The following is a 24,807-nucleotide window of genomic DNA, read 5'->3' as shown; positions in this document are numbered from 1 at the left end:
CATCCATGCCCACGGCTCTCCTACCGCTGCCGGAAACATCCGGTGATGCCGGTGAACAGTGCGCGGTAGTGGGGGTCCGCAGCGCTGATCTCCGGGACACAGCGGAGGCCGTCCTGCTGACAGCGGGCCTCGTTCCGGTGCATGTGGAGTCTGAGCACGAAGTCGTCAGCGCCATCATTGAAGGCGATGTGGTGCTGGCAGTTGTCGACGCGGAAATGCTGGCGGCAACAGGGCCTGAACACCTTAGCCGGCTGCGGCAGGAACCCTCCGTGGCCTCGCTGCCGGTCATCCTGCTGGCCGGCGATGAAGAGCTGGACATTGAAACCATGGTCCAGCTGAGCATCACCCACTTTGTAGCCGGCAGCGTCCAAAGCACGGATCTGGCCAACCGCGTGGCCCTTATTCTGGCAGGCACCCGGGCCACCCGCCGCCGCAAGGTCGCCGCGGCCCGTCTCCGGGACAAAGCCCGGGCCGTGTCCGCCGCGCTGCGGGGAACCAACGACCCCCAGCAGATGGCTGCCCTTGCCGTTCAGGGTCTCGGCGAGGCGTTTGGCGCCTGCCACGTCAGGATTGAGACGTTCCAGGACGAGCGTGTTCCCGAGGTGGCAGCGTCCTGGAGCATGACCAGCGGAGCATCCGGCCTTCCGCCGCTTCCCCTGGCCGAAACCTCAATCCTCAGTTCCTCGTTATGGGATCGTGAAGCTGTTCTTCGGATTGAGGACCACCTCTGCTCCGATGATCCCGAGAGCGACATGTTCCCGGCCCGCGTGCCTGCCGCTGTGCGGACATCGGTCTTTGCTCCGTTGGGCCACGGGGATCAGGTGCTTGGCTATGTTTGGATTGCCGGCACCACCGGACCCAGGAGGTGGAGCCGGACAGAACTTTCCCTCATCCAGCACGTATGCGGGAATCTGGCTCACGGACTGGTGCAGGGGCACGTCATTACGGCCCAGCGTGAGGTGTTGGCACGGCTGCGGGAACTCGATCGGGCCAAGACTGACTTCGTTGCCACAGTGAATCACGAACTGCGGACCCCGCTAACCTCGATTACCGGCTACCTTGAGCTAATCCTGGAGGGCTCCGGAGAAGACATTCCGCCGAAAACCAGGCAGATGCTGGAAATAGTTGGGCGCAACGCCGCCCGGCTGGATCAGCTCATTTCCGATCTGCTCACCATTTCGCGCACGGATGCCCATGCAGGTCTGGCGTTGGAGGACCTGGACCTCCGCGAACTGCTGGATACCGTGGCTGCTTCCCTTGCACCCGCTGCCGCTGCCAGCGGGATTACGCTGCAACTCGGGCTGCTGCCGGCTGCGCATGTGGTGCGGGGGGACAAAGCCCAGCTGGAACAGGTCTTTACGAACCTGTTGTCCAATGCCGTGAAGTTCACCCTTCCCGGCGGGACTGTTAACGTGTGCAGCAAAATGGTGGCCACGGACGCCGGACGCCAGATCAGGGTTCAAATTGTGGACAACGGCATCGGCATCCCGGAAGCGGACCTGCCCAAGCTGTTTCGGCGCTTTTTCCGGGCCTCCAACGCCACCTCGGCCGCCATCCCCGGCACCGGCCTTGGCCTGGCTATCGTTCAGGACATCGTGCTCCAGCACGGCGGGGAGCTGGACATCGATTCAACCCTGGGCCGCGGCACTACGGTCACGGTCCAGATCCCCGCCTGCTGACCGGTCTTTCTCAGGCCAGGATCCGTTCCGGATACGAATAGCAGTTCAAGGACGATCCGCGGCTGAAACCAACCACGGTCATTCCGGCGTCCTGGGCCAGTTCAACCGACAACGACGACGGCGCACTCACCGCCGCCAGCACCGGAATCCCGGCCAGCTGCGCCTTCTGCACCAGCTCAAAGGATGCCCGGCCGGAAACCTGCAGCACGGTCCCGCGCAGCGGCAGCATTCCGGCACGCAGGGCCCAGCCAACCACCTTGTCGACGGCGTTGTGGCGCCCAACATCTTCACGCAGGCACAACAGCTCACCTTGGACGGTGAACAATCCGGCGGCGTGCACGCCACCGGTGCGGTCAAAGACCTTCTGTTTCTGCCGGAGCTGTTCCGGCAGCCCGGCCAGGATCCGCAGCGGCACCCGGACGTCGTCGTCGCCCACCGAAAAATGGGACGACTTGCGAACCGCTTCTATGGAGGCGGTGCCGCAGATACCGCACGAACTTGAGGTGTAGACGTGGCGCTCCATCGTGGTGTCCGGCAGGGCAGTGCCGGGCCGCAACTGCACATCCACCACGTTGAAGGTCTGCTGCCCGGAGTCGTCGACGCCGGCGCAGTAGCGCAGGCTGACCAGCTGTCCCGGTTCCCAGATGATGCCTTCTGAAACCAGGAACCCTGCCACCAGGTCGAAATCGTCGCCCGGCGTCCTCATCGTCACGGTGAACGAACGGCCGCCCACCCTGATCTCCAGCGGCTCTTCGCCGGCCAGTACGTCCTCGCGCTTGGCGACTGTTCCGTCCGTCCGGAATTTCGTAATCTGACCGCGCCTGGTAACCCGTCCCATACTCTCTCCTTAGACACACCCGCTTTTAGCAACCGGTTCATTCAACCGCTGCCTGCTCTTCCACCGTGGCGGCTGCCCGTCCGGTGTGCCGCGCCTGCCCTAACGTGCCGGAGGCTGCTCTACCGTCCAGGGCAGCGGCAGCGCGGTAACGGCTTCGTCAGTGGTGCACCCTGCCTCGGGGACCACCATCACCGCATCAGCGTCCGCGATCCCCCGAAGCATTCCCGATCGGAAGTATGGCGACGGCACCGCCCTGCCGTCCTCGATCCGGCACGGAATAAGCCGCGTCCGTCCCGGCAGCGGCTCGATATCCACTCCGGCGAGCACATGTCGTTCGGGCGGGAGCGGAGCGCCGCGGAGCCCGTCCAGAAGCGGCTGGAGGACGGTGAAGACCGCCATCATGGCAGCCAGCGGATTGCCGGGAAGCGCTACAAGCAAACGTCCGTCGGGAAGGCGTGCCAGCATGGTGGGGTGTCCGGGGCGCATGGCGATGCCGTCGATCAGCATCTCAGCCTGCATGTCCTCCAGTGCCTGGCGCAGGTGGTCGGCCTCAGACCGGCCGGTACCTCCGGTGGTGATCAGCACGTCTCCGGAGGACATCGCGATGGACATCTCGTCCGTGGCGTCGGAGCTCAATGCCGCCACAACGTCTTCATAACGGTCCGAGAGACGCCTCACCACATCCATGCGGCCGCCCAGCATGGTCACCAGCTGGGGCAGCTGGGGGCCGAAAGTATCCCGCACCTGGCCGGCTTCCGGAAGCCCGTACTCAATGACTTCATCGCCGGTCAGCAGGAGGGACACGCGGGGAGGGCGCAGCACCGGCAAGGTGTCATGCCCGCACACAGCTGCCAGGGCAATGTGTGCGGGGTTGAGCACGGTGCCGCGTGTAATGGTGACTTCGCCGGCCGCCGCCTCTTCCCCCGCCGGCCGGATGTGCTCGCCGACGCTGGGTTCGTCTCCTCGGGCGCTGGAGCTGAGGGTGAGCTTGTCATCGCCGGAGACAACACCGCTTTCGGAGCGAAGCACACTGCTTGCACCGGCAGGAATCATCCCGCCGGTGAGGATGGCCACGGCCTGTCCGGGCTGCAGCGGGCGGCGCCCTGATTCCTTGTGGATCTGCCAGCGCTCGGCCCGGGGTTCTTCCTGGGTCACCAGCTGCCAGGGCGGCGGACCGGATACGGCCCAGCCGTCCATCGCAGAGGAAGCATAGTGGGGAACCGGTTGCAGCGCCGTTGTATCCAGCGCGAGGATTTGCCCCAGTGCCTCGGCCAGCGGGACTGTTTCATAGGGAAGCGGCCGTCCTGCGGAGTATGCGGAGCTACGGGCATGTTCCCACGCTGCGTTCGGCTGCAGCGGAAGTATGACGGGCGTTGAGTTGTCAGTGGTCATCAGTATCTCCGGTTTCACCGTAGTTCTTGCATTCTCGGGCAGCCACGCGCATCGCTGCGCCCATGGCGGCGGCGTCGTCGGCCTGGCCGCTCCCGGCCGCCAGGCCTGCCGCGAATCCCGCAATGAAGGTGGTCAGCGGAGCAGCCGGGCGGACTACCGTGTGCGCTGCAACGGAGGCCAGCTGCAACACTGCGCCAACGTCCACTGTGGTGTCTTCAAGCTCCAAGGAGGTGAGCAGTCTGCCGCACCACGCTTCGAGTTCCTCTTCCTGGCTTGCCATTTCCTGCTCCTTTATCGGCGCATATCTGCACGCTAGTTCAACGCCGCGGGCGCATCCGGGTCCCCGGTGGTTCCGGGTTTCACTGACCAGCGGCCCGCGTCCTCCCAGGTGTCAATGTCCGCTGTGCTGTGGGGCGGCACCGCAACGTTCCTCCATTGCACCCTAGCAAGGAGCCGCTTCATTGAAAGGTTTTCCAGTCCGCCAGGCCTGTCGAAGAAGCTGACGGCGGCGCCCAGGGCAGCCGTTCGATACAGTCCGGCCAACGGCTGGGATCTTCCGGATTCGTCCACGCAGAGGAGGGATTGGGGCTGCCGGCTCCCTTCATCACTGTCGTCTGCCGAGTTGCCTGCTTCAAGGAGGAGCGCCGTTACTGCCGCAGAGATGAACGGCATGTCGCAGGCAAGGACCAGCGTCCATTCGGGCGGGGTTGTCCCCGTGAACTCATCCCGTGACGCCAGCGCAGTCCATGCTGCGGCTACGGCGGCTGCCGGGCCCGAGAACGGCGGGTCCTCCCGGACCAATTGCGCAGGAACACCGGATGCCTCCACAGCAGCGGACAGCTCCGGCGGCCCCGCTACGGCGCAGCTGCGTGCCCCGGACGCAGCCTCCAGCGCAACTGCCAGAAGCGTGCGGCCGGAAGACTCCAGCAGAGCTTTCGGTGTTCCGCCGAGCCGGGACGATCTCCCGCCAGCAAGAATAATGGCATTGTGTTCGGCCATATGGCCCAACCCCCAGGTATTGGGCTCCATCAGGCTGCGGTGCCGGCATCGAGGAACTGATTCCATTGCGGTGCCGGCCGTTCCAATTCGCGAATTTGCCAGCGTGCTCCCCGCGGCGGCTGGGGCCGGAACCTAAGCTGCCATCCCAGCTGGGTGAGGGTCCTGTCGCCTTTTGCATTGTTGCACCGCAAGCAGCATGCAACCAGGTTTTCCCAACTGTCCGCCCCGCCCCTGGCCCGGGGAAGGACGTGGTCCACGGTGGACGCAGCCTTGCCGCAGTAGGCACATTGGTGACCATCACGGCGCAGAACTCCGCGCCGGGTGGCAACGGTGCCTTCCCGATACGGAACTTTCACATAACGGTGCAGCAGGATCACTGATGGTCGAGGAAGGATTTCCGTGGGCCCAACCACTGGTTCGCCGTCTTCTGCAACAACGCTTGCTTTTCCTGCCAACACCAGCACCAGCGCCCGCCGGAAGCTCACTACAGCCAACGGCTCATACCCGGCATTCAGAACGAGAGTGCGCATAGACGTTTTCCTCTTCGCCTGCGGTCCGTCGGCGGGGCCAGACCCGTCGACGGATGAAGGGACTTCGGATGATCTATGGAAAGGGTATGCCCACATCCGGGTCTTCGCCATTTCCGGCACCAGCCGCAGGTTTAAACGCGTCAAGGGTTCCCCCCGAAGGAGGAACCCTTGACAACTCCGGCGTATCGGAGCGTGCGCAGAGTGTTTTACAGGCCTTCTAGCGGACCCGGATGTACACGCCGCCCGAGCCGAGCTCGGCCGGAGCGACTACCGTGGAGTTTCCGTTGAAGCCGCCGTGGATGGCCTGGCCGTTGCCCACGTAAACAGCAATATGGGCCATACCCATGCCGCCGTCTGCGTAGTAGATCAGGTCGCCCGGAACAGCCTGTGAGGCGCTGACGGTGCTGCCCAGGGACAGGTAGCCTGCAGGCCAGTCGTGAAAACTGATTCCTGCAGCAGCCAGTGAGTTGGTAACCAGCATGGTGCAGTCCTGCGACACGCCCAGCTGGGCGTAAGCAGCCGCTGCAATGATGGAAGCCGTACCGGACGCCGCCGGAGCGCTGTCCTGGACCGGAGCGGGGCTGGCCGAGACGGCAGGCTGTGCACCGTAGCCCGCAGGAGTTGCATCCTGCAGCGGGGCAGCTGCCTGGGACTGCTCTGCCGCGGACTGCCCTGCCTCGGACTGCCCTGCCTCAGACTGCACGGCCGGCGTCTGCAGCGCAGTCTGGGACTGCACGGCGATCTCAGGCTGCACTGTTTCAGGAGCCGTAATGACACCGGCAACGGCCGGACGGTCAAAGTTCACGGAAGCAGTGGAAGGAACCGTCAGTTGTGCGGCAGCGGTCAGGTCCAGCGTGCTGGTCTGAACGTCGCGGGCGACATCGGAACCTGTCGCGTTGGCTGCGACACCGGAAGCCAGAACCAGGCCGGATGCGGCAACAACAACAGCCGCCTGCCGTCCCATGGTACCGGCGTTGGCGGACACTGCCTGGGCAAGTGCACTCAGCGGGGCGGTGCGTTCCACCGGTGCCCGGTGACGGGCACGCTCAGTTGTAGAAGTCATGCGAGTGAAGTCTCCGTTATCTGCAACTGGGCTTAGCTGACGCGGACGAAGCTTGCGCCGCCGAGGTAGGACAGCGGGTGCAGAACGGTGTTCATACCGTCGAAGCCGCCGCTGATTACCTGACCGTTGCCCACGTAGATTGCTACGTGGCCGGAGGTGATGACGAGGTCGCCCGGCTCGGGCGAGCCGACAACAGAGCCGTAGGCGAAGAACTGTGCGGGAGCCAGGTCGCCAACCGACTTGCCAACCGAACGCAGTGCATTCTCCACCATGGCGGTGCAGTCCTGGGCAACGCCGATCTGCGAGTAGGCGGAGGCTACCAGGGCCGCGCCAATACCGCTGGCTGCGGGAGCAGGAGCCGAAGCAGCTGCGGGAGCCGGGGTGTTGACGGCCGGAGCCGCTGCCGGTGCCGCGTTGGTGGCGGCCGGGGCGGCGGGCTGGGCCTGAACGGCTACGGCCTGCTGCGCCTGAACGGCGGCAGCCTGCTGGGCCTGAGCTGCCTGCTCCTGGGCTACGGCGGCGGCAGCCGCTGCTGCTTCTTCCGCAGCAACCTGGGCACGGTATTCAGCGCCGGACACAGCGGAGACCGGCTCAATGGTGGCCAGTTCGAAGGGTGCCTGTGCGGAGACCGAAACGGCGCCGGTGGTGGTCACGGCACTGAGCGGCGTGGCCTCGAGTGCCTGACGATCGGTGCTGACGGCTGCCTGGGCGGGAAGACCAGCGGCCAGGACGAGTCCTGAAGCAGCGACGACGACGGCTGCCTGGCGGCCGATGGTTCCCACATTGGAGGTGACGGCCCGGGACAATGCTGAAATTGGGCTCGACTGGACGGTGGCCGCGCGACGGCGGCCGTGAGCTACTGATGACACAAGTTTGCCTCTCCCAATGCCTGCGAGGTGAGCTGTCGGATTCGGATGGGAGTCACCCGGTTGCCGGCTGTGAAGCCTGGCAACTTAACCCCAAGGGCTTCTTGCGAAGCCCGAATTTGGTTCCCCCGCCTCTGCCATGCGATGTTGCGAACGGACCTCAGACAGTGGCAGAGCTCGGCGATCTGTTAGAGGGTGCCCGATCTTTAGGTCGATCAGGCACGAGGATGACCTTACAACAACATTTGGCCAATGTCACGTTCAGGTCACGGAATGGTTATCCTGCGGTCACAGCCAGCCCAGCGGGTCAACAACTTCGCCGTTCACCATGACCTCAAAGTGCAGGTGGCAGCCCGTGGAAGCACCGGTGGTACCGCTGGCCCCCACCAGGTCTCCCCGCTCCACGGTGGCTCCCACAGCAACGGCAAGGCTGGACATGTGGTTGTAAGTCGTTTCAACACCGTTACCGTGGTCCACAACCACGCGGTTGCCGCCACCGTAGGCGTGCCAGCCCGAGAAGGTCACGGTCCCGGACGCAGCTGCCGTGACGTCAGTGCCGCAGGCGGCCGAAAAGTCCTGGCCGCGGTGCATCTCGCCCGCCGTGCCCGTGATCGGGCTGACACGGTAGCCGAAGCCCGACGTTTCAATGAGGTCCGCTGCCAGCGGCTTCGCGAGCGTTCCCTTGGCCGCGCCTGCAGAGACCTCCGAACCCGAGGCAACAACCACGTGTCGGAGTTTGGCTTCGGGATCGAATTTGCTGCTGAGCGCGGCGCGTTCAAAGCTGACGGTTGCTTCGGGGTCAGCCGATACCACCGGGGCTTCAACCGCAACAGACTGCAGTTCCTGCACGGGCTCACTGACGGCGGCGGTGGTGGGGATGGCAACGGTGAGGATCAGGCCGGAGGTTGCCGCTGTGATGGCTACCTTTTGTGCGGTGTCACCTAGGGTGTGGTTCTTGGTTTCTGCGCGGCGGCGGCCGGAAGTCTGGCCGTTCCGGGGGCGTGGAGCCGGGGCCGGAGCAGACGCGCGGCGCCTGCCCGGGGCAGCATGCTTCGACAAGGTATACCTCTCTCATATGCCTGCGAAGTTAGCTGTCGGATTCGAGTAGAGAAACTCGGCCCCGCACTCACCACCGGCCGCACCAGTGGTGCGGCCGCTGTGCTGATGCTGGAGGCTTCACCCCGAGGCAGCCTTGGCTGCCGATTGATGGGTCCTCCGCCCCTGCCTGAAAGTCTGAAATTCCGGGCCAGTGGCAGGGTTCGGCGTAAGGCCCGGATAACGGTGTTATTTCAACGTCAGTAAGTCACTATAGGTTAAGGAAGCCAAAAGAGACCATTCCGTTATCCAGCGGTGGAAACAAACACGTGGTTGGCTACCTCTGGAGGAAGCTCGAGTGCCCCTTCAATTCCTGGTACGCGCACGGAGATGTAGCCGGCCACCGTCTCGGCGGTAAGTTCCGCTCCCGGGCGCAGCCCTGCCTCATCAAGCTGGACGAGCAGCTCGGGCTCCACCTGGACCGGCTCGGCAAGACGAACCAGCTGCAGCTTGGTTCCGGGCTCAGTCGCGGCAACCGCCGCAACCAGGTTGATGACTCCGTGGTGGAAGAGTTCGGCGGCTACTCCGCCAATCTCTTCCAGGCCCGGGATGGGGTTTCCGTACGGCGATTCCGTGGGCCGGCCCAACAATTCGTAAAGGCGCCGCTCCACCCGCTCGCTCATCACGTGTTCCCAGCGGCAGGCTTCATCATGCACATACGCCCAGTCCAAGCCGATCACGTCTGAGAGCAGCCGTTCCGCCAGACGGTGCTTACGCATCACTTCTGTTGCCCGGCGCCGGCCCAGTTCGGTCAGCTCGAGATGCCTGTTCCCGGACACCACCACCAGTCCGTCCCGTTCCATCCGGCCGATTGTCTGGGAAACCGTTGGCCCGGAATGGCGCAGGCGTTCTGCGATCCGCGCCCGGAGCGCAACGATGTTCTCCTCTTCAAGCTCCAGGATGGTCCGCAGATACATCTCAGTGGTATCAATGAGGTCCGTCATGGCAGGGCCGCTCCTATGTATTCGAGGGAAGATCAGGAGAACAACGGCGGGACGCCGCCGCCACAGGTGATTACTGCCAATACGTTACTTCATTGACCCACAGGGCGGATAATTCCAGCAGTGTCCGGCACCTTGCTGAGCGAGTTCACAAATGGCCCGGACACGGCACGGTGGGGCAGAATAAAAGGGCATATCAGAGCACCCTGCCTACCGCTTGGAGCGATACCCCATGGGCGAAACCGCCGCGCTTACGATTCCCGCCGAACTACTCCCCCGGGACGGGCGGTTCGGTGCCGGGCCCTCCAAGGTGCGCCCGGAACAGATGGAAGCACTGTCCCGCGCCGGCTCAAACCTGCTCGGCACCTCCCACCGCCAGGCACCCGTCCGGAATCTTGTGGGGAGCGTCCGGGAGGGACTCTCCAGCCTTTTTCGCGCACCGGACGGCTACGAGGTGGTACTTGGGGTAGGCGGTTCCACCGCATTCTGGGATGTGGCGTCCTTCGGCCTGGTTCGGGAAAAAGCACAGCATTTGTCCTTCGGCGAGTTCGGTTCCAAGTTCGCCGCGGCCACCAACAAGGCTCCGTTCCTCGCGGAGTCCTCCATCATCAAGGCTGACCCGGGAACCCGTCCCGAGGCTGTCGCTGAGGCCGGCGTGGACGTTTACGCCTGGCCCCAGAATGAAACATCCACGGGCGTCGCCGCACCGGTCCGGCGAGTTCAGGGCGCCGACGCCGATTCACTGGTCCTCATCGACGCGACCTCTGCCGCCGGTGGCTTGGATGTGGACCTGGCGGAGTCCGATGTGTACTACTTTGCTCCGCAGAAGAACTTCGCTTCCGACGGAGGGCTGTGGCTGGGCATGTTTTCCCCCGCAGCACTGGAACGGGCAGCGCAGATCAATGCAACGGACCGCTGGATTCCCGATTTCCTGAACCTGCAGACGGCCATCGACAATTCCAAGCTCAACCAGACCTACAACACGCCGTCGCTGTCCACCCTGGTCACGCTGAACGCGCAAATCGAATGGCTGAACGCGAACGGCGGGCTGGACTTCGCCACCGCGCGCACAGCGGACTCCGCCGGCCGGATCTATGCTTGGGCGGAAGCTTCCCCGGTGGCCACTCCCTTCGTGGCCCGGCCCGAGGACCGCTCCAATGTCATTGCCACGATTGACTTCGACGACAGCATTGATGCGGCGGCAATCGCAAAGACGCTGCGCGCAAACGGCGTCGTCGATGTGGAGCCTTACCGCAAGCTCGGCCGCAACCAGCTGCGGATCGCGACGTTCGTGGCCATCGAGCCGGACGACGTCAGCGCGCTGCTGCGGTGCATTGACTACGTCATCGAGCACACCCGCTAGTTCCCCCGGACAGCGAGACAGCCAACCAGCAGGACCCGGCCTTAGACCAGGCCCGGGTCCTGTTCTGTCTCACTGGTAGTCATGTGGAGCCGCCGGGGAAGGGCGCGGTCGTAGCGAATCCGCAGGTGGTGCGCCCGCCATGCCCAGACGAAACCCACCACGGCGGTGATGAGCCCGGAAGCGGCGGCAACGCCCAGGCTCCAGCGCGGCCCAAAGCTGTTGGAAACCCAGCCCACCAGAGGAGCGCCAATGGGGGTCCCGCCCATGAAGATGGCGAAGTACAGCGCCATCACCCGCCCGCGCATCACCGGGGTGGTGGTCGTTTGGACATAGGCGTTGGCGCTGGTCATCAGGGTGAGCGCAAAGAGCCCCACCGGGATGAGGGACACGGCAAACCACAACAGGGTGGGCGCTGAGGCTGCCACCAGGCAGGCTGCACCAAAAGCCCCGGCCGCACCGAAGACAAAACGCAGCCGCGGTTTGTCCCGCCGTGCCGAGAGCAGCGCCCCGCACAGCGATCCAATGGCCATGACCGAGTTCAGCAACCCGAAGATTCCGGCATCCTGGCCAAACTCGGTGCGGGCCATGGCGGCAATGAAAACGGCGAAGTTGAGTCCGAAGGTGCCCACGATAAACACGCCCAGAAGCACCATCATCAGGTCGGGGCGAAGCCGGACGTACCGCAAACCCGCCCTGATGCGCCCCTTGCCCGGAGCCGCTTTGGGCAGGACCCTCAGTTCGCTGCTGCGCATCTTCAGCAGGGCGATGACCATGGCTGCGAAAGTGAGGGTGTTAATAAGGAAGACCCAGCCCGGGCCTACCGCAACCGTCAGCAGTCCTGCTGCGGCGGGGCCGACCATGCGGGCACCGTTGAACGAGGCACTGTTCAGGGCAACGGCGTTGGGCAGGTCGGATTCACCCACGACTTCCGAAACGAAGCTTTGGCGGGCCGGCGCATCCACGGCGGAGACCACGCCCAGTGCAAGCGCAAACGCGTAAACATGCCACAGCTGGGCGGCGCCCGAAAGGACCAGCACCCCCAGCCCCAGGCCCAGAGCGGCCATGGCCACCTGAGTGAAGACCAGCACCCTGCGCCGGTTGTAAGTGTCGGCAATCAGCCCGGCCCAGGGAGCCAGCACCAGCTGGGGACCGAGCTGCAGGGCCATGACAATGCCCATCGCGGCGGCATCCTGGTCCGTAAGGATGTCATACACGAGCCAGTCCTGGGCGGTCCGCTGCATCCAGGTGCCGATATTGGACACCAGCGCACCCAGGAACCAGATGCGGTAGTTAAAGAACCTCAGCGACCGGAACACAGCTCACCACCGGCCACACAAGACTTGATGATTTCCCCCGGACCCACTGGTTTAACGATCCTCCTGCGCTGCCCCGTCCTGGCCGGTGCCGTCCCCGGCACTGACTGCGGCATCGTCTGCTGCGTTGCCGTCGCCGTCGGGCTGTTCGCGTTCCTGCGCCGCACGGGCGGCTTCCTCAGCGGCAACGTCCTCCGGACGCAGCCGTTCCGACCACGGCAGCCACTCGGGAGCCAGAACAGCATGTTCCGAGGGCAGCAGGCCCACCTCACACACCGTCGCCGCTTTGCCCCGCGGCACCCGCGCCACCGTGGCATACCAGTGCCAGCCGTTGTAGCCGGGGCGCAGGGACTCAAAACGGTGCGTTACCAGGCGCTCCGCGTCGGGAAACGCACCGATGTAGGACCCGATCTGCTCAGCCGGAACAACTTCGAGAAGCCCTGCACGGGCCGTTTCAACGGCGGCTGCCAAAACCGCGTCCGGCTTCGATGGCCGGCGTACGCGGCGGGGGGCCTTGGCAGGTGACTGGGTTCCGTCGGCAGCAGCTGCCGCGGAAACCGTTTCGGAAGATTCTGTTGCGCTAGTGCTCATGCAGCGAGTCCGCCTTATACGTCCAGGTCATCGGCAACGGCACGCAGAACGGCCGCCACCTTGGTGGCATGCTTCTTATCCGGATACCGGCCCTTGCGCAGGCCGTTCGAGACTGCATCCAACAGTTTAATAAGGTCTTCGGTAATGATTGCCATGTCATCCGCGCTCTTGCGCGTGGCCCGGGCCACCGACGGCGGAGCTTCCAGGATCCGGGCCGAGAGGGCCTGTGGCCCCCGCCGCCCGTCGGCAACACCAAACTCCATGCGGGTACCGGGCTTTACCTCGGTGACACCGGCCGGAAGCGCAGAGGCATGAAGAAATACTTCCTGGCCCTCGTCTGTGGCCAGAAACCCAAAACCTTTACCAGTGTCGAACCACTTGACCTTGCCGATGGGCACTTCGGTTACCTCGTTCTTAGCTGTTGAGTGCAGCAGATGCCTGCCGCATTGTCCGCATCCCGTAATTTCGTCCGCGTGCAGCACTGGTGCGCGGCAACTGTTTCCACTTAATGCGGGCCTGCCAGATACTACGGGAGAGATACTACGGGGAAGTCTGTTCCCTTTAGAATATCCCGCCCGGGTAATCCTTCTCCGTGCCCAACCTTTGGAGGGCACCGTTTCCGCTGTTAGCGTTAAAGCCCATGGACACCCGCACGCCTTCGCCCGGCGAGACACCGCAACGCACCGCCCTCCAGAAGTCCATTTTTCGACGGGTGCTCTCGGGCACGGCCGCGATGCTGGCTGTCCTGGGTCTGCTCTGCCTGGGAGTTGTTCTCCTCTCCGCTCTTCGCGGTGAGAGCGTCTGGCCCGGCTTCGCCGCGGGGGCCATCTATTTGCTCCCGGCGGCATTCCTCCTGATGGCAGGCCTAATAATTGACGGAATCCGCCGCAGGCGACGCGGCTAAGCCGTTTGTTTTGGTTCCTGGTCGGGTAACGTGGAGACGATGTCCGCGATCCGAGCTTTAGCCGAAGATCTAGCTGCACGCAGTGACGACCAACTGCGTGAATTGCTTGCGGCCCGACCAGACCTGGTCCTGCCTCCGGTCCCTGATTTCCAAGCCCTTGCGGCCCGTGCGTCAACACGGATCAGCGTCCAGCGCGTGCTGGAAAAGCTCACCTCCCCCGAGCTGCAGGTCCTGGAGGCCGTGGACCTGACGACCAATGAAAACTCGCACCTCAGCACCACGGCGTCGTGGCTGAAGAGCGCCATAGCCGGGTCCACCATCAAGGCCCTGGACGCCATCCTTAACCACCTGCACGCACTTGCCCTGCTGCGCCGCGCCACTCCGCACCCCGGAGCGCCCAAGGCCGACGCCGGACGCCGCTTCTATTTGCCGGTCTCAGTGCTGGGGGAAGCGCTGGGCGCCTACCCCGCGGGGTTGGGCCGGCCCTATTCCACGCTTGCAGTCCACCAACCGGAATTCGGCCAGCGGCTCGTGGGCATTGTGGAGGGACTGCGCCAAAGCGGCATTCCCATGGAAAGGGCCGACACCCCTGCCACCGCGGCCCACTCGCTGCACCACCTGGTTTCGGATCCGGCCGGCTGGAGCATGCTGATGGCCGATGCGCCGCAGCAAACCCTCGACCTCCTTCGACGGTTCAAGTACTCCCCGGTGGGTACCATCCCCAAAAAGGCCGCGCTGGGCCGTGCCGTGCTTGATAATCCTTCCCCCACACCCGTGGAGTGGCTGGTGGCCCGCGGACTTCTGGTTCCACTGGATGCGCTGCATGTGGAGCTTCCCCGCCCCGTGGGCCAGGCCTCCCGGGGTCACGTCATTGTTTCTGATTTCAAGCTTTCACCTCCCGTTCCGGCAACCCGGCGTGTCTCCAACAACGTGCGGGATAATGCCGCTTTCGGGGCAGTGGCCGAAACCCTGCGGCTGGTCACCGAGCTGCTGACCCTTGCCGCGTCAACACCGATCAGCACACTGCGTTCAGGCGGAGTGGGAGTGCGGGAGGTGCGCCGGGTTTCGGAAGCACTGCGCGTTGATGTGCCCTCCACCGCCTGGCTGCTGGAACTGGCCGCACTGGCCGGCCTGTTGTCTCTGGACGTCACCACCTCCCGCTGGTGCGTCACTGAGGAGACCTGGCTGACCCTGGACCGGCATGAGCAGTGGAAGCAGCTCGTGAGCGCATGGCTGGAGGCAGACCGTGCTCCCTCCCTGGTGGGCAGTCCGCTGCCCGGCGGCGGAGCTGTCAACGCCCTGGCAGCCGAGGCATCCCGTCCCGATGCACCGCTGGTGCGCAAACGGTCGCTGGAGATGCTTGCCGCCATGCTGGAGGAGGACACCGCTGAGGAAGGTTCCACGGGAGCCCTTGACGGAGAATCCCTCGTGGGTGCCTTGACCTGGCACCAGCCCCGGCTTCAGCGCCGCTTTGCGCGGCTGGTTCCCGGCATCCTCAAAGAAGCCGCCCAGTTGGGGTTGCTCGGATCGGGGGCCCTTACCGGCCTGGGCGCCGCCGTTGCCGCCGGCGACTGGGACACTGCGGTGGAACGCCTGCGCAATGCGCTTCCGGAACCGCTGAACTCCTTCCTGCTGCAGGCGGACCTGACGGCTGTCGCTCCCGGATATCTGGAGCCCGGCGTCGCCCGCAAGCTCGCTTCCATTGCTGTGGCTGAGGGCCAGGGCCCTGCCACCATCTACCGCTTCAGCGCTGACTCCATCCGCCGCGCCCTGGATGACGGGCAGAGCGCCGCGGACATCCTGGACTTCCTGCGCAGGCATTCAGCCACGGAAGTCCCCCAGCCGTTAAGGTATCTGGTGGAAGACACCGCCGCCCGCTACGGACGGCTCCGGGTCGGTGCCATGGCTTCCTACCTCCGAAGCGACGACGAGGACGGGCTCTCCGGCCTGATGGTCGATCCCGGCACAGCTGCCCTGGGCCTGGTGCGGCTGTCACCCACCGTCATCGGCTCCGTGGCAAGCCCGCAGGAGCTCTCCCACACCCTGCGCGAGCTCGGATACACGCCCGCGCTGGAGGGCCGTGCCCGCCCGGTGGCCGGATCCCACGCGCATCCGCCCATCACCGTACCGGCGTCGTCGCGCACCCGGCTCAATCCCTGGGAACTGACGGACGAGGATATTGCGGACCAGCTGGCAGCCCTGCGCGGCTCCGGACCCCCCGTCGCCGGACGCAGCGAGAGCCAGCCCCTGATCGGGTTGGAAATCCTCCGCGAAGCCATCCGCACCCGCAGCTCGGTCCGGATGGGTGTCGTGGACAGCCAGGGGAATCAGCGGCAGGAAATTTTCGTTCCCTTATCAGTCACCGACGGACGGGTGCGGGTCTTTGATCCGCGCCGGGACGTGGAGAGAGTGGTGTCGGTGCACCGAATCATGGATGTCGAAATAGTGGAGGATACCCCGGCGCATGGCTGACGGACCATTGATTGTCCAGAGTGATAAAACCATTCTGCTGGAGGTGGATCATGCCCAATCGACAGAGGCACGGCACGCCATCGCCGCCTTTGCCGAGCTTGAAAGGGCGCCTGAGCACATCCACAGTTACCGGCTGACGCCGCTGGGCCTGTGGAATGCCCGGGCCGCGGGGCTCGACGCCGAGCAGGTCCTTAACACCCTGCTGACCTACTCCCGCTTCCCGGTACCGCACTCGCTGCTGGTGGACATTGAGGAAACCATGTCCCGCTACGGACGGCTGCGGCTGGAGAAGGACCCCCAGCACGGCTTGGTGCTGCGCACCAATGACTACCCGGTGCTGGAAGAAGTGATGCACGCCAAGAAGATCCAGCCGCTGCTCGGCCCGAGGATCGACGGCGAGACCGTGGTGGTGCAGTCCTCCATGCGCGGACAGCTCAAGCAGCTGCTGCTGAAGCTTGGCTGGCCTGCCGAGGACCTGGCCGGTTATGTGGACGGCACCCCGCACCCCATCATGCTCAATGAAGACGGCTGGTCGCTGCGCCCGTACCAGAAGCTCGCCACGGAGAACTTCTGGGCCGGCGGATCCGGCGTCGTCGTCCTGCCCTGCGGCGCGGGGAAGACGCTGGTGGGCGCAGCGGCCATGGCCACCAGCTCAACCACCACCCTGATCCTGGTCACCAACACGGTCTCGGCCCGGCAGTGGAAGGACGAGCTGCTCAAGCGGACGTCGCTGACCGAAGATGAGATTGGCGAATATTCCGGGGCGGTGAAGGAAGTCCGGCCGGTCACCATCGCCACCTACCAGGTGCTCACGCTGAAGCGCGGCGGACTGTATCCGCATCTCGAGCTGCTGGATGCCAATGACTGGGGCCTGATTATCTATGACGAGGTGCACCTGCTGCCGGCGCCGATTTTCCGGATGACGGCGGATCTGCAGGCCCGCCGCCGCCTGGGGCTGACCGCCACACTGGTACGCGAGGACGGACGCGAGGGTGAAGTCTTCTCGCTGATCGGCCCCAAGCGCTACGACGCGCCGTGGAAGGACATTGAGGCGCAGGGCTACATTGCCCCGGCCGAATGCGTCGAGGTCCGGGTGGATCTGCCCCGCGATGAGCGGGTGGCCTACGCCATGGCAGAAGACGCAGACAAGTACCGCCTGTGCTCGACATCGGAAACCAAGACCGGCGTCGTCGAACAGCTGGTCCGCCGCCATGCCGGCGAGCAGACCCTCGTGATCGGGCAATACCTGGACCAGCTGGATGAGCTGGCGGAGCGCCTGGATGCCCCGGTCATCAAGGGTGACACTCCGGTGAAGGAACGCCAGCGGCTGTTCAACGAGTTTCGGGACGGCACACTGACCACCCTGGTGGTTTCCAAAGTTGCCAACTTCTCCATCGATCTGCCGGAAGCGTCAGTGGCCGTGCAGGTGTCCGGGTCCTTCGGTTCCCGGCAGGAAGAGGCCCAGCGGCTGGGCCGGCTGCTGCGCCCCAAGGCCGACGGCAAGGCGGCGCACTTCTACACGGTGGTGGCACGGGACACCCTGGACCAGGACTTCGCGGCTAAACGGCAGCGTTTCCTCGCTGAACAGGGCTACGCCTACTCCATTCTCGACGCGGCGGACATCGAGAAGCCGGTTTAGGCGCCAGACACCAGCTCGCAGTCAGCAACTGTCGGGCCTACCTACAGACAACGCACAGCTAAATGTAAGAAACTGATTGAGTGAATAAATCATCCGGACCTGAAGCCCGTCTCCTGGTCGTTGACGACGAGCCCAACATTCGCGAACTCCTTTCCACCTCCCTTCGCTTCGCCGGCTTCGACGTAGTAGCCGCCGGAAACGGGCGGGAGGCCCTTGCCGCCGTGGAGGAGCATGCCCCGGACCTTGCCGTCCTGGACGTCATGCTCCCGGACATGGACGGTTTCACGCTCACCCGGCGCCTGCGGGCGGCCGGCCGGCATTTCCCCGTGGTTTTCCTGACGGCCCGGGACGACACCGAGGACAAGGTCACCGGGCTGACCGTAGGCGGGGATGACTACGTCACCAAGCCGTTCAGCCTCGACGAAGTCGTAGCACGCATCCGCGCTGTGCTGCGGCGGACCCAGCCGCTCGACGACGACGACGCCGTCCTGCGCGTCGATGACCTCGAGCTTGACGATGACGCGCATGAAGTCCGCCGCGGCGGGGTCACTATTGATCTCTCCCCCACCGAGTTCAAGCTGCTCCGTTACCTGATGCTTAATCCCAACCGGGTATTGTCCAAAGCCCAGATTCTGGACCATGTCTGGGAGTACGACTTCAACGGCGACGCCTCCATTGTGGAGTCCTACATTTCGTACCTGCGCCGCAAGATTGACCGCAGCCCGGACGCGCCCGCCCTGATCCAGACCAAGCGCGGGGTGGGTTACCTGCTGCGTACGTCGGAGAAGCGCTAAGCCTTGCTCCGTCGCTGGAAATCTGCCTCGCTGCGCACCCAGCTCGTAGCCATTATGGCAGTCCTGATGGTCATCACCGTCACCATCACGGGGTTGGCCACCATCTATGTACTGCGCCAAATCCTGGTGACCCGCCTGGACGCGGAAATCGATGACAACGCGCCGGCCGTTGCTCGCTATCTCGTCTCGGAGGGCCAGAACGGCGACGCGTCGCTCTTCCAGTTCTACGGACTCTACCTCCGCGATGACGGCAGCTACGGCCCGGAAACCCACAGCGATCCCCGCGCTGACACGCCCGATGTGCCGCATTACACCGCTCAGGAAGTCCTGGAGCTGGAACAGGCGGGGAAGACCGTGCCCGGCACCGCCCCGGGCAGCAAGGGCTGGCGGTTGAAGGTATTCGCGCTGGAGAATGTTCCGGGATCCGTTGTGGTGGCACTGCCGCTGGATTCCGTGGCCACCACAGTGGATGAAGCAGCATCGCTGGTGTTCTCCGTGGGGCTGCTGGGCACTCTGGGCGCCACTGGGATCGCATACTGGGCAGTAACCCGCCAGTTCCGCCCGCTCAGCCAGGTGGAAAAGACGGCGGCAGCCATTGCCGCCGGCGATCTGTCCCGGCGCGTGGATGTGGGCAACCCGGCAACCGAAATCGGCAGGCTCTCGCGGTCCCTCAACGCCATGCTGGCCCACATTGAAACGGCGTTTGCTGCGCGGACCAAGTCAGAACAGAAGATGCGCCGTTTCGTCCAGGACGCCTCCCACGAGCTGCGCACCCCGCTGGTGACCATCCGCGGATTCTCCGAACTCTACCGCCACGGAGCCCTGCAGAAACCGGAGGAAATTGGCGCCGCCATGGGCCGCATCGAGAGTGAGGCCAAGCGAATGGGCCAGCTGGTCGAAGACCTGCTTACCCTGGCCCGAATTGATGAACAGCGCCCGCTGGAATACGCGCCCGTGGACCTGATGCTTCTTGGGAATGATGCGGCCATGGACGCGCGCGCCAGTGCGCCGGGACGTGACATCCGCGTGGTGGGTCTGGATGGGCAGCAGCCGCGTCCGGCCCCCACCATCGGTGACGAGGCCCGTCTGCGACAGGTTGTGGCAAACCTGATGACCAATGCGCTGCGCTACACCCCTGACGGTTCTCCCATCGAGATCGCCGTGGGGGTGGCTCCGGTTATCCACAACCGTTCCGACGCCGTGCTGGAGGTTCGGGATCACGGACCGGGCATCTCGGAAGAAGATGCGGCACGGGTCTTTGAACGCTTTTACCGGGCCGATTCCTCCCGGTACCGCGAAACCGGCGGTACCGGCCTTGGTCTGGCCATTGTGGCCGCGCTGGTGGCCCAGCATGACGGCACTGTCCGCCTTTCCGAAACTGAGGGCGGCGGCGCCACAATGTCCATCCGCCTGCCCTACCGCGCTCCGGAGGAGTTCGACGACGACGCCGGGGAGCGGCCGGACAACGACTAGTCCGGGTTGCCGGCCCTCCACAGGCGGGGCCGGCGCACGGCTGGGCTGAAGCTGCCCACAGTCTCCAGCGGACGGTCGTCCTCAATTCCCCGACCGGCCTAGTGTCAAAAGCTCAATGACCAACGGAACAGCTTTTGAACGGAGACAACCATGGCACTGGTATCAGTGGACAGCGAGATCCTGGACGCCAAGAGCGCCGAGGTGCGCGGAACCATCGACCGGCTCCAGTCAGACATCAACCGAATGCAGTCCGGCCTGCAGGCACTAAGCGAGTCATGGCAGGGACAGGCCTCGGCCAACTTTCAATCGCTCGTGGCCGATTGGCGGAGCACACAGGCAAAAGTCGAAGAGTCCCTGGCAAGCATCAATCTGGCACTCGGACACGCCTCGGCCCAGTACGCCGAAACTGAAGCGGCAAACGTCGCCCTGTTTCGGCACTGAGATCCCTTGTATCGGCACTGAGACGGGCAGTTCCCAATAACAGGAAGGCGCGGCACCCGCAGGTGCCGCGCCTTCTCAAAACCGCGTCATGGTGATCCGTCCCGCCGGCTCATGGCGGCCCTTGGGAACGAATCGGCGTGGGGGCTAGAAGCCGCCCATACCGCCCATGCCGCCCATGTCATCGCCGCCGCCCATTGCCGGAGCAGCCTTCTCAGGCTTGTCGGCAACAACGGCTTCAGTGGTGAGGAACAGACCGGCGATGGAAGCCGCGTTCTGCAGGGCAGAGCGGGTTACCTTTACCGGGTCGTTGACGCCGGCAGCCAGCAGGTCTTCGTACTCGCCCGTGGCAGCGTTCAGGCCGAAGCCTTCGGGCAGGCCGCGGACCTTGTCCACGACAACACCCGGCTCCATGCCGGCGTTGAAGGCAATCTGCTTCAGCGGGGCGTCGATGGCAACGCGGACGATGTTGGCGCCCGTTGCTTCGTCACCCTCGAGGTTCAGGTTAGCGAAGGCCTTGAGGCCGGCCTGGATGAGGGCAACGCCGCCGCCGGCGACGATGCCTTCTTCAACAGCAGCCTTTGCGTTGCGGACAGCGTCCTCAATGCGGTGCTTGCGTTCCTTGAGCTCAACTTCAGTCGCAGCGCCGGCCTTGATGACTGCAACACCGCCGGCCAGCTTGGCCAGGCGTTCCTGCAGCTTCTCGCGGTCGTAGTCAGAATCGGAGTTCTCGATTTCCGCACGGATCTGGTTGACGCGGCCCGCGATTTCCTCGGGGTCACCGGCGCCTTCCACGATCGTGGTCTCGTCCTTGGTGACTACCACCTTGCGGGCCTTGCCCAGCAGGTCCAGCGTGGCGTTTTCCAGCTTCAGGCCAACTTCCTCGGCGATGACCTGGCCACCGGTGAGGATGGCAATGTCAGCCAGCTGGGCCTTGCGGCGGTCGCCGAAGCCCGGAGCCTTGACGGCAACAGACTTGAAGGTGCCGCGGATCTTGTTGACCACCAGGGTTGCCAGGGCTTCGCCTTCGACGTCTTCGGCGATGATCAGCAGCGGCTTGCCGGACTGCATGACCTTCTCGAGAACGGCAACGAGGTCCTTCACGTTGGAGATCTTGGAGTTCACGATCAGGATGTACGGATCCTCGAGGACCGTTTCCTGGCGCTCGGCGTCGGTGACGAAGTAACCGGAGATGTAGCCCTTGTCGAAGCGCATGCCTTCGGTGAGCTCAAGCTCCAGGCCAAAGGTGTTGGACTCCTCGACGGTGATAACACCTTCCTTGCCAACCTTGTCCAGCGCCTCAGCGATCAGATCGCCGATCTGCTGGTCACCGGCGGAGATGGAAGCCGTGGCAGCAATCTGCTCTTTGGTCTCGATTTCCTTGGCGGAGGCGAGGAGCTCGGCCGTGACAGCTTCGACAGCCTTCTCGATGCCGCGCTTCAGGCTCAGCGGGTCGGCGCCGGCAGCAACGTTGCGCAGGCCTTCCTTGACCAGTGCCTGGGCGAGGACCGTTGCCGTGGTGGTACCGTCACCGGCAACGTCATCAGTCTTCTTGGCAACTTCCTTGACCAGCTCTGCGCCGATCTTTTCGTAGGGATCGTCGAGCTCGATCTCCTTGGCGATGGATACGCCGTCGTTCGTGATGGTGGGGGCGCCCCACTTCTTCTCAAGAACAACGTTGCGGCCACGCGGGCCGAGGGTAACCTTCACGGCGTCGGCGAGGATGTTCAGTCCGCGCTCGAGGCCGCGGCGTGCCTCTTCGTCAAATGCAATGATCTTGGCCATAACGGCTTTCGTCCTTCCGGAACAGTCATGCTGGGTGCTTAGATGTTGCATTCCAGACTGCGGTGCCCGCGACGGACGGGCCAACAGGAGCGATCTCTTTACGCTCCCGCAGGCCCTCACCTCAGTGGCTTGCTCTTTCACTCAACGCCGACCGCTTTTAGCAGTCATACGGCAAGAGTGCTAAGTCAATAATTAGCACTCCCGCACACTGAGTGCAAGCGATCACGGCTCGGTGCTTGGCGCGTCACAGGCAACAGCATCCACGGGTTCCGTGTCCGTGTCCGCCGGGCAGTCATAGGATTGGCGGCCCGGCACCGGCAGCTACACGGTGCGGACGTCCTCAGCCTGCGGCCCCTTCTGGCCTTCGCCGATGTCGAACTCCACGCGCTGGCCCTCTTCAAGGGTGCGGTATCCGGATGCCTGGATTGCCGACCAGTGCACAAAAACATCCGTCTGTGCTTCGTCCACGGTAATGAATCCGTAGCCTTTTTCCCCGTTGAACCATTTGACGATCCCCTGCGCCATGTGCGTTTCTCCCACCTTCTTTGCGAGCGAAAGTCCAGCCACGGTGATCATGGCGGAACTGGCCGCGGCACACAGAGCAGTCCGGAACGCGGAGCTGTTTCTGCCGGCTCCGGATCCTGCGCGGTACGGCTGGCACTCACTGTAGCCAGTGCAGGCCGGAGCGCCCGGTGCTGTGCAGGATTGTTATGGAGTATTTACGCAGCAGGAGGCAGTTTGGCTGCTACTGGAAGCCCGGGCCGGGCACCACGGTGACCAGCGTGAAGTCCGGGGACTGAACGACGGTGGGAATCCCCAGCAGCTGCGACAGCTCCTGGGCATTGGGCAGCTGGTCCTCGGTGCCGTAGAAAATGATCGATCCCTGCAGCGGCTGTCCGCCCCAGTTGGCAACCTGCGCCGTAGTCCAGCCATCGGCTCCCAGCCGGGCTGACACGCTGGCTCCCAAGCCGCCGATTCCACTTCCGTTCAAGACCACTACGGGCTGGCTCCGGTCCACTGCGGCAGGCGCGGGTGAAGGTGTGGGGGAAGGTGTGGGTGCGGGCTCAGCACTCGGTGCAGCGGTGGCGGACGGGGTTGGTTCCGTACTCTGCCCGGGTTCAGAGGCCTGCGGTTCCGGGGATTCCACGGAAGCGGAGGAATCTGCGGCAGGCGCCCTGTCGCCGTCGTCCGCTCCGATGCCCAGGCGGGGAAGGACAAAGTAAGCCGCCACCCCAAGCACCAGGGCGAGTACGCCAACGGTGATGATTAGGCCGAGTCCGCTTGAGCGCGAAGGGATCAGCCGTTCCCGGTGAACGCCCTGGCGCGACGACGTTTCGGGAACCTTGTCGAACTCATCCCGGGGGTAATTGCTCATGGTGAGGTATCAGTCCTTGGTCTCAGGTGGCGCCGGTTTAGACGTCAGAGCCTGAACGACGGGCGGTGCGCGCGCGCTGACGGGTTGTTCGTAGTCTACGCAGTCTCTTGACCAGCATAGGGTCGTGAGCCAGGGCGTCCTCGGTGTCGATCAGCGCATTGAGGACCTGGTAGTAGCGTGTGGCGGACATGCCGAACAGCTCGCGGATGGCTTGTTCCTTCGCGCCGGCGTACTTCCACCAGGCCCGTTCCAAGGCCAGCATCTGCTGTTCCTGTTCCCCCAGCGGGCTGTCGGGGTCAACCGCGCCGTCAAGCGAGAAGGCTTCGGTTGTTTCGGCCACAGAATGCTCCCAGATAGTTGACGGTTTCACCACCCATGTTAGTTGGTGAATAACAGCTCTGTCATTTGCGTCTTCCGCCCTACCGGAATAGCCCGTTCCCCTGCATCCGGCCTACGCTGGATGGGTGAGTTCAAGCGACCCGACGCTCTTTCCTCTGCCGCACGAGCTGCCCGGCGACAAACCGTTCCCGTTCGCCGCCCCCGCAGCGCTCAGTGATGTCATGGCTCCGGACTGGGCCTGTGCACTGGGTCCCGCTGCCCAGGACCTGCACCGGATAGCTGCCGGACTCCAGGAAGAGCGCGCGTCCGGACACACCGTCCTGCCTGCGCCGGAGAACATCCTCCGGGCGTTTTCCCGTCCCCTTGCAGACGTCAAAGTCCTGCTGATCGGCCAGGACCCGTATCCCACTCCCGGCCATGCCGTGGGACTGTCCTTTTCCGTGGACCCTGCAGTGCGTCCGCTGCCGCGGAGCCTGAACAATATCTATAAGGAACTTCACGCGGACCTCGGGATACCGCCCAGCATCCACGGTGACCTTAGCTGCTGGTCAGACCAGGGGGTGCTGCTGCTGAACCGGGTGCTGACGGTTCGTGCCGGCAGCGCAGGGTCCCACCGCAAACGAGGCTGGGAGCAGATTACCGAGCTCGCGGTCCGGGCCGTGGTTGCCCGGCGCCTGGCTGACGGGAGCCGGTCCCCGCTGGTGGCCGTGTTATGGGGCAACGACGCCCGTTCAATCGTTCCGCTGCTCGATGATGTCCCGAGGATCGAATCCGCCCATCCCAGTCCGCTCTCCGCCTCGCGCGGATTCTTCGGCTCACGTCCCTTCAGCCGGGTTAACGAACTGTTGCAGCAACAGGGCGCCTCGCCAATTGACTGGCGGCCGGCGCGATACGGTAAAGAAAACGTCCTTTGATCTA

At 64.4% G+C, this 24,807-nt stretch carries 25 protein-coding genes and 2 riboswitches; of the genes, 9 read left to right on the top strand and 16 right to left on the bottom strand.

The genetic code is table 11. From position 1 onward, the window contains the following. Window positions 1-5 precede the first annotated feature (5 nt). Window positions 6-1,679 (top strand): ATP-binding protein, encoded by a 1,674-nt coding sequence (locus CXQ89_RS16960; RefSeq protein WP_104162133.1) that lies wholly within the window; start codon window positions 6-8, stop codon window positions 1,677-1,679. Window positions 1,680-1,689: 10 nt separating this feature from the next. Here CXQ89_RS16960 and fdhD read toward each other — a convergent pair whose 3' ends face one another. The 9 genes from fdhD to CXQ89_RS16920 all read right to left on the bottom strand — a co-directional run bounded on the left by fdhD (window position 1,690) and on the right by CXQ89_RS16920 (window position 9,406). Further along, window positions 1,690-2,517, bottom strand: a complete 828-nt coding sequence (fdhD, locus tag CXQ89_RS16955; protein WP_104162132.1) for a formate dehydrogenase accessory sulfurtransferase FdhD — start codon at window positions 2,515-2,517, stop codon at window positions 1,690-1,692. Window positions 2,518-2,616: 99 nt separating this feature from the next. Further along, window positions 2,617-3,909 carry a molybdopterin molybdotransferase MoeA gene (locus CXQ89_RS16950; protein ID WP_104162131.1) on the bottom strand — a complete coding sequence of 431 codons (1,293 nt, stop codon included), beginning with the start codon at window positions 3,907-3,909 and terminating at the stop codon, window positions 2,617-2,619. Further along, window positions 3,899-4,189: a DUF6457 domain-containing protein gene (locus CXQ89_RS18675; protein WP_219815636.1), complete on the bottom strand. Its 291-nt coding sequence runs from the start codon at window positions 4,187-4,189 to the stop codon at window positions 3,899-3,901. The genes CXQ89_RS16950 and CXQ89_RS18675 overlap by 11 nt, the downstream gene beginning before the upstream one ends. A 32-nt stretch (window positions 4,190-4,221) precedes the next feature. Then, complete coding sequence (locus CXQ89_RS16945; RefSeq protein WP_219815635.1) at window positions 4,222-4,908, bottom strand: molybdenum cofactor guanylyltransferase; 687 nt, start codon at window positions 4,906-4,908, stop codon at window positions 4,222-4,224. Window positions 4,909-4,937: 29 nt separating this feature from the next. Beyond that, the gene (locus tag CXQ89_RS16940; RefSeq protein ID WP_104056105.1) at window positions 4,938-5,438 is read right to left on the bottom strand and encodes an HNH endonuclease; all 501 of its coding nucleotides are present in this window, start codon (window positions 5,436-5,438) and stop codon (window positions 4,938-4,940) included. A 217-nt stretch (window positions 5,439-5,655) separates the two neighbouring features. Beyond that, window positions 5,656-6,501, bottom strand: coding sequence for an NlpC/P60 family protein (locus CXQ89_RS16935; protein WP_104162130.1), 846 nt, complete (start codon window positions 6,499-6,501; stop codon window positions 5,656-5,658). 32 nt (window positions 6,502-6,533) lie between these two features. Continuing rightward, window positions 6,534-7,370 (bottom strand): NlpC/P60 family protein, encoded by an 837-nt coding sequence (locus CXQ89_RS16930; RefSeq protein WP_104162129.1) that lies wholly within the window; start codon window positions 7,368-7,370, stop codon window positions 6,534-6,536. 3 nt (window positions 7,371-7,373) lie between these two features. Beyond that, window positions 7,374-7,560: riboswitch (cyclic di-AMP (ydaO/yuaA leader) on the bottom strand. Window positions 7,561-7,655: 95 nt separating this feature from the next. Then, on the bottom strand, window positions 7,656-8,426 hold the full coding sequence (locus CXQ89_RS16925; protein WP_104162128.1) for a M23 family metallopeptidase: 771 nt from the start codon (window positions 8,424-8,426) through the stop codon (window positions 7,656-7,658). Between the two features lie 2 nt (window positions 8,427-8,428). Beyond that, a riboswitch (cyclic di-AMP (ydaO/yuaA leader) is annotated at window positions 8,429-8,642 on the bottom strand. Between the two features lie 65 nt (window positions 8,643-8,707). Next, window positions 8,708-9,406, bottom strand: coding sequence for a metal-dependent transcriptional regulator (locus CXQ89_RS16920; RefSeq protein ID WP_104056097.1), 699 nt, complete (start codon window positions 9,404-9,406; stop codon window positions 8,708-8,710). 229 nt (window positions 9,407-9,635) lie between these two features. Here CXQ89_RS16920 and serC point away from each other — a divergent pair, with 229 nt between their 5' ends. Further along, window positions 9,636-10,766 (top strand): phosphoserine transaminase, encoded by a 1,131-nt coding sequence (serC, locus tag CXQ89_RS16915; RefSeq protein ID WP_104162127.1) that lies wholly within the window; start codon window positions 9,636-9,638, stop codon window positions 10,764-10,766. Window positions 10,767-10,807: 41 nt separating this feature from the next. Here the strand turns inward: serC and CXQ89_RS16910 are convergent, their stop codons facing one another. From CXQ89_RS16910 to CXQ89_RS16900, 3 genes are read right to left on the bottom strand one after another with little or no spacing between them, the layout of a single operon-like run. After that, the gene (locus tag CXQ89_RS16910; RefSeq protein WP_104162126.1) at window positions 10,808-12,082 is read right to left on the bottom strand and encodes an MFS transporter; all 1,275 of its coding nucleotides are present in this window, start codon (window positions 12,080-12,082) and stop codon (window positions 10,808-10,810) included. 51 nt (window positions 12,083-12,133) lie between these two features. Continuing rightward, a complete protein-coding gene (locus CXQ89_RS16905; RefSeq protein ID WP_104162125.1) occupies window positions 12,134-12,670 on the bottom strand; it encodes a DUF3027 domain-containing protein in 537 nt (178 codons plus the stop codon). A gap of 14 nt (window positions 12,671-12,684) precedes the next feature. Beyond that, entirely contained in the window at window positions 12,685-13,068 is a 384-nt protein-coding gene (locus CXQ89_RS16900) for a cold-shock protein (RefSeq protein WP_104056228.1), read from the bottom strand. 242 nt (window positions 13,069-13,310) lie between these two features. On the opposite strand from CXQ89_RS16900, the gene CXQ89_RS16895 reads away from it, so the two are divergent. From CXQ89_RS16895 to CXQ89_RS16870, 6 genes are all read left to right on the top strand, one after another. Then, complete coding sequence (locus tag CXQ89_RS16895; protein ID WP_104162124.1) at window positions 13,311-13,574, top strand: hypothetical protein; 264 nt, start codon at window positions 13,311-13,313, stop codon at window positions 13,572-13,574. A gap of 39 nt (window positions 13,575-13,613) precedes the next feature. After that, the gene (locus tag CXQ89_RS16890; protein ID WP_104162123.1) at window positions 13,614-16,046 is read left to right on the top strand and encodes a helicase-associated domain-containing protein; all 2,433 of its coding nucleotides are present in this window, start codon (window positions 13,614-13,616) and stop codon (window positions 16,044-16,046) included. Next, window positions 16,039-17,685 (top strand): DNA repair helicase XPB, encoded by a 1,647-nt coding sequence (locus tag CXQ89_RS16885; RefSeq protein ID WP_104056085.1) that lies wholly within the window; start codon window positions 16,039-16,041, stop codon window positions 17,683-17,685. Before CXQ89_RS16890 ends, CXQ89_RS16885 begins: the two co-directional genes overlap by 8 nt. A gap of 80 nt (window positions 17,686-17,765) precedes the next feature. Further along, a complete protein-coding gene (locus tag CXQ89_RS16880) occupies window positions 17,766-18,479 on the top strand; it encodes a response regulator transcription factor (protein WP_104056083.1) in 714 nt (237 codons plus the stop codon). Between the two features lie 3 nt (window positions 18,480-18,482). Continuing rightward, a complete protein-coding gene (locus tag CXQ89_RS16875) occupies window positions 18,483-19,952 on the top strand; it encodes a HAMP domain-containing sensor histidine kinase (protein WP_308471694.1) in 1,470 nt (489 codons plus the stop codon). 150 nt (window positions 19,953-20,102) lie between these two features. Next, on the top strand, window positions 20,103-20,393 hold the full coding sequence (locus tag CXQ89_RS16870; protein WP_104162121.1) for a WXG100 family type VII secretion target: 291 nt from the start codon (window positions 20,103-20,105) through the stop codon (window positions 20,391-20,393). 144 nt (window positions 20,394-20,537) lie between these two features. On the opposite strand, the gene groL is transcribed toward CXQ89_RS16870, so the two are convergent. The 4 genes from groL to CXQ89_RS16850 all read right to left on the bottom strand — a co-directional run bounded on the left by groL (window position 20,538) and on the right by CXQ89_RS16850 (window position 23,890). Continuing rightward, on the bottom strand, window positions 20,538-22,175 hold the full coding sequence (groL, locus tag CXQ89_RS16865) for a chaperonin GroEL (RefSeq protein ID WP_104104981.1): 1,638 nt from the start codon (window positions 22,173-22,175) through the stop codon (window positions 20,538-20,540). A gap of 321 nt (window positions 22,176-22,496) precedes the next feature. Continuing rightward, window positions 22,497-22,700: a cold-shock protein gene (locus tag CXQ89_RS16860; RefSeq protein ID WP_104056226.1), complete on the bottom strand. Its 204-nt coding sequence runs from the start codon at window positions 22,698-22,700 to the stop codon at window positions 22,497-22,499. A gap of 220 nt (window positions 22,701-22,920) precedes the next feature. Then, on the bottom strand, window positions 22,921-23,550 hold the full coding sequence (locus CXQ89_RS16855; protein WP_104162120.1) for a LytR C-terminal domain-containing protein: 630 nt from the start codon (window positions 23,548-23,550) through the stop codon (window positions 22,921-22,923). 37 nt (window positions 23,551-23,587) lie between these two features. Continuing rightward, window positions 23,588-23,890, bottom strand: coding sequence for a DUF3263 domain-containing protein (locus CXQ89_RS16850; protein WP_104056073.1), 303 nt, complete (start codon window positions 23,888-23,890; stop codon window positions 23,588-23,590). A 124-nt stretch (window positions 23,891-24,014) separates the two neighbouring features. On the opposite strand from CXQ89_RS16850, the gene CXQ89_RS16845 reads away from it, so the two are divergent. Further along, a complete protein-coding gene (locus CXQ89_RS16845) occupies window positions 24,015-24,803 on the top strand; it encodes a uracil-DNA glycosylase (RefSeq protein WP_374952998.1) in 789 nt (262 codons plus the stop codon). Window positions 24,804-24,807 lie beyond the last annotated feature (4 nt).

The organism is Arthrobacter sp. ZGTC212, from assembly GCF_002929255.1.
In the GTDB taxonomy this organism is placed as follows: Bacteria; Actinomycetota; Actinomycetes; order Actinomycetales; family Micrococcaceae; genus Arthrobacter_B; species Arthrobacter_B sunyaminii.
Note: the sequence above shows the minus strand (reverse complement) of the source record. Positions and strands in the feature narration are given on the sequence as shown.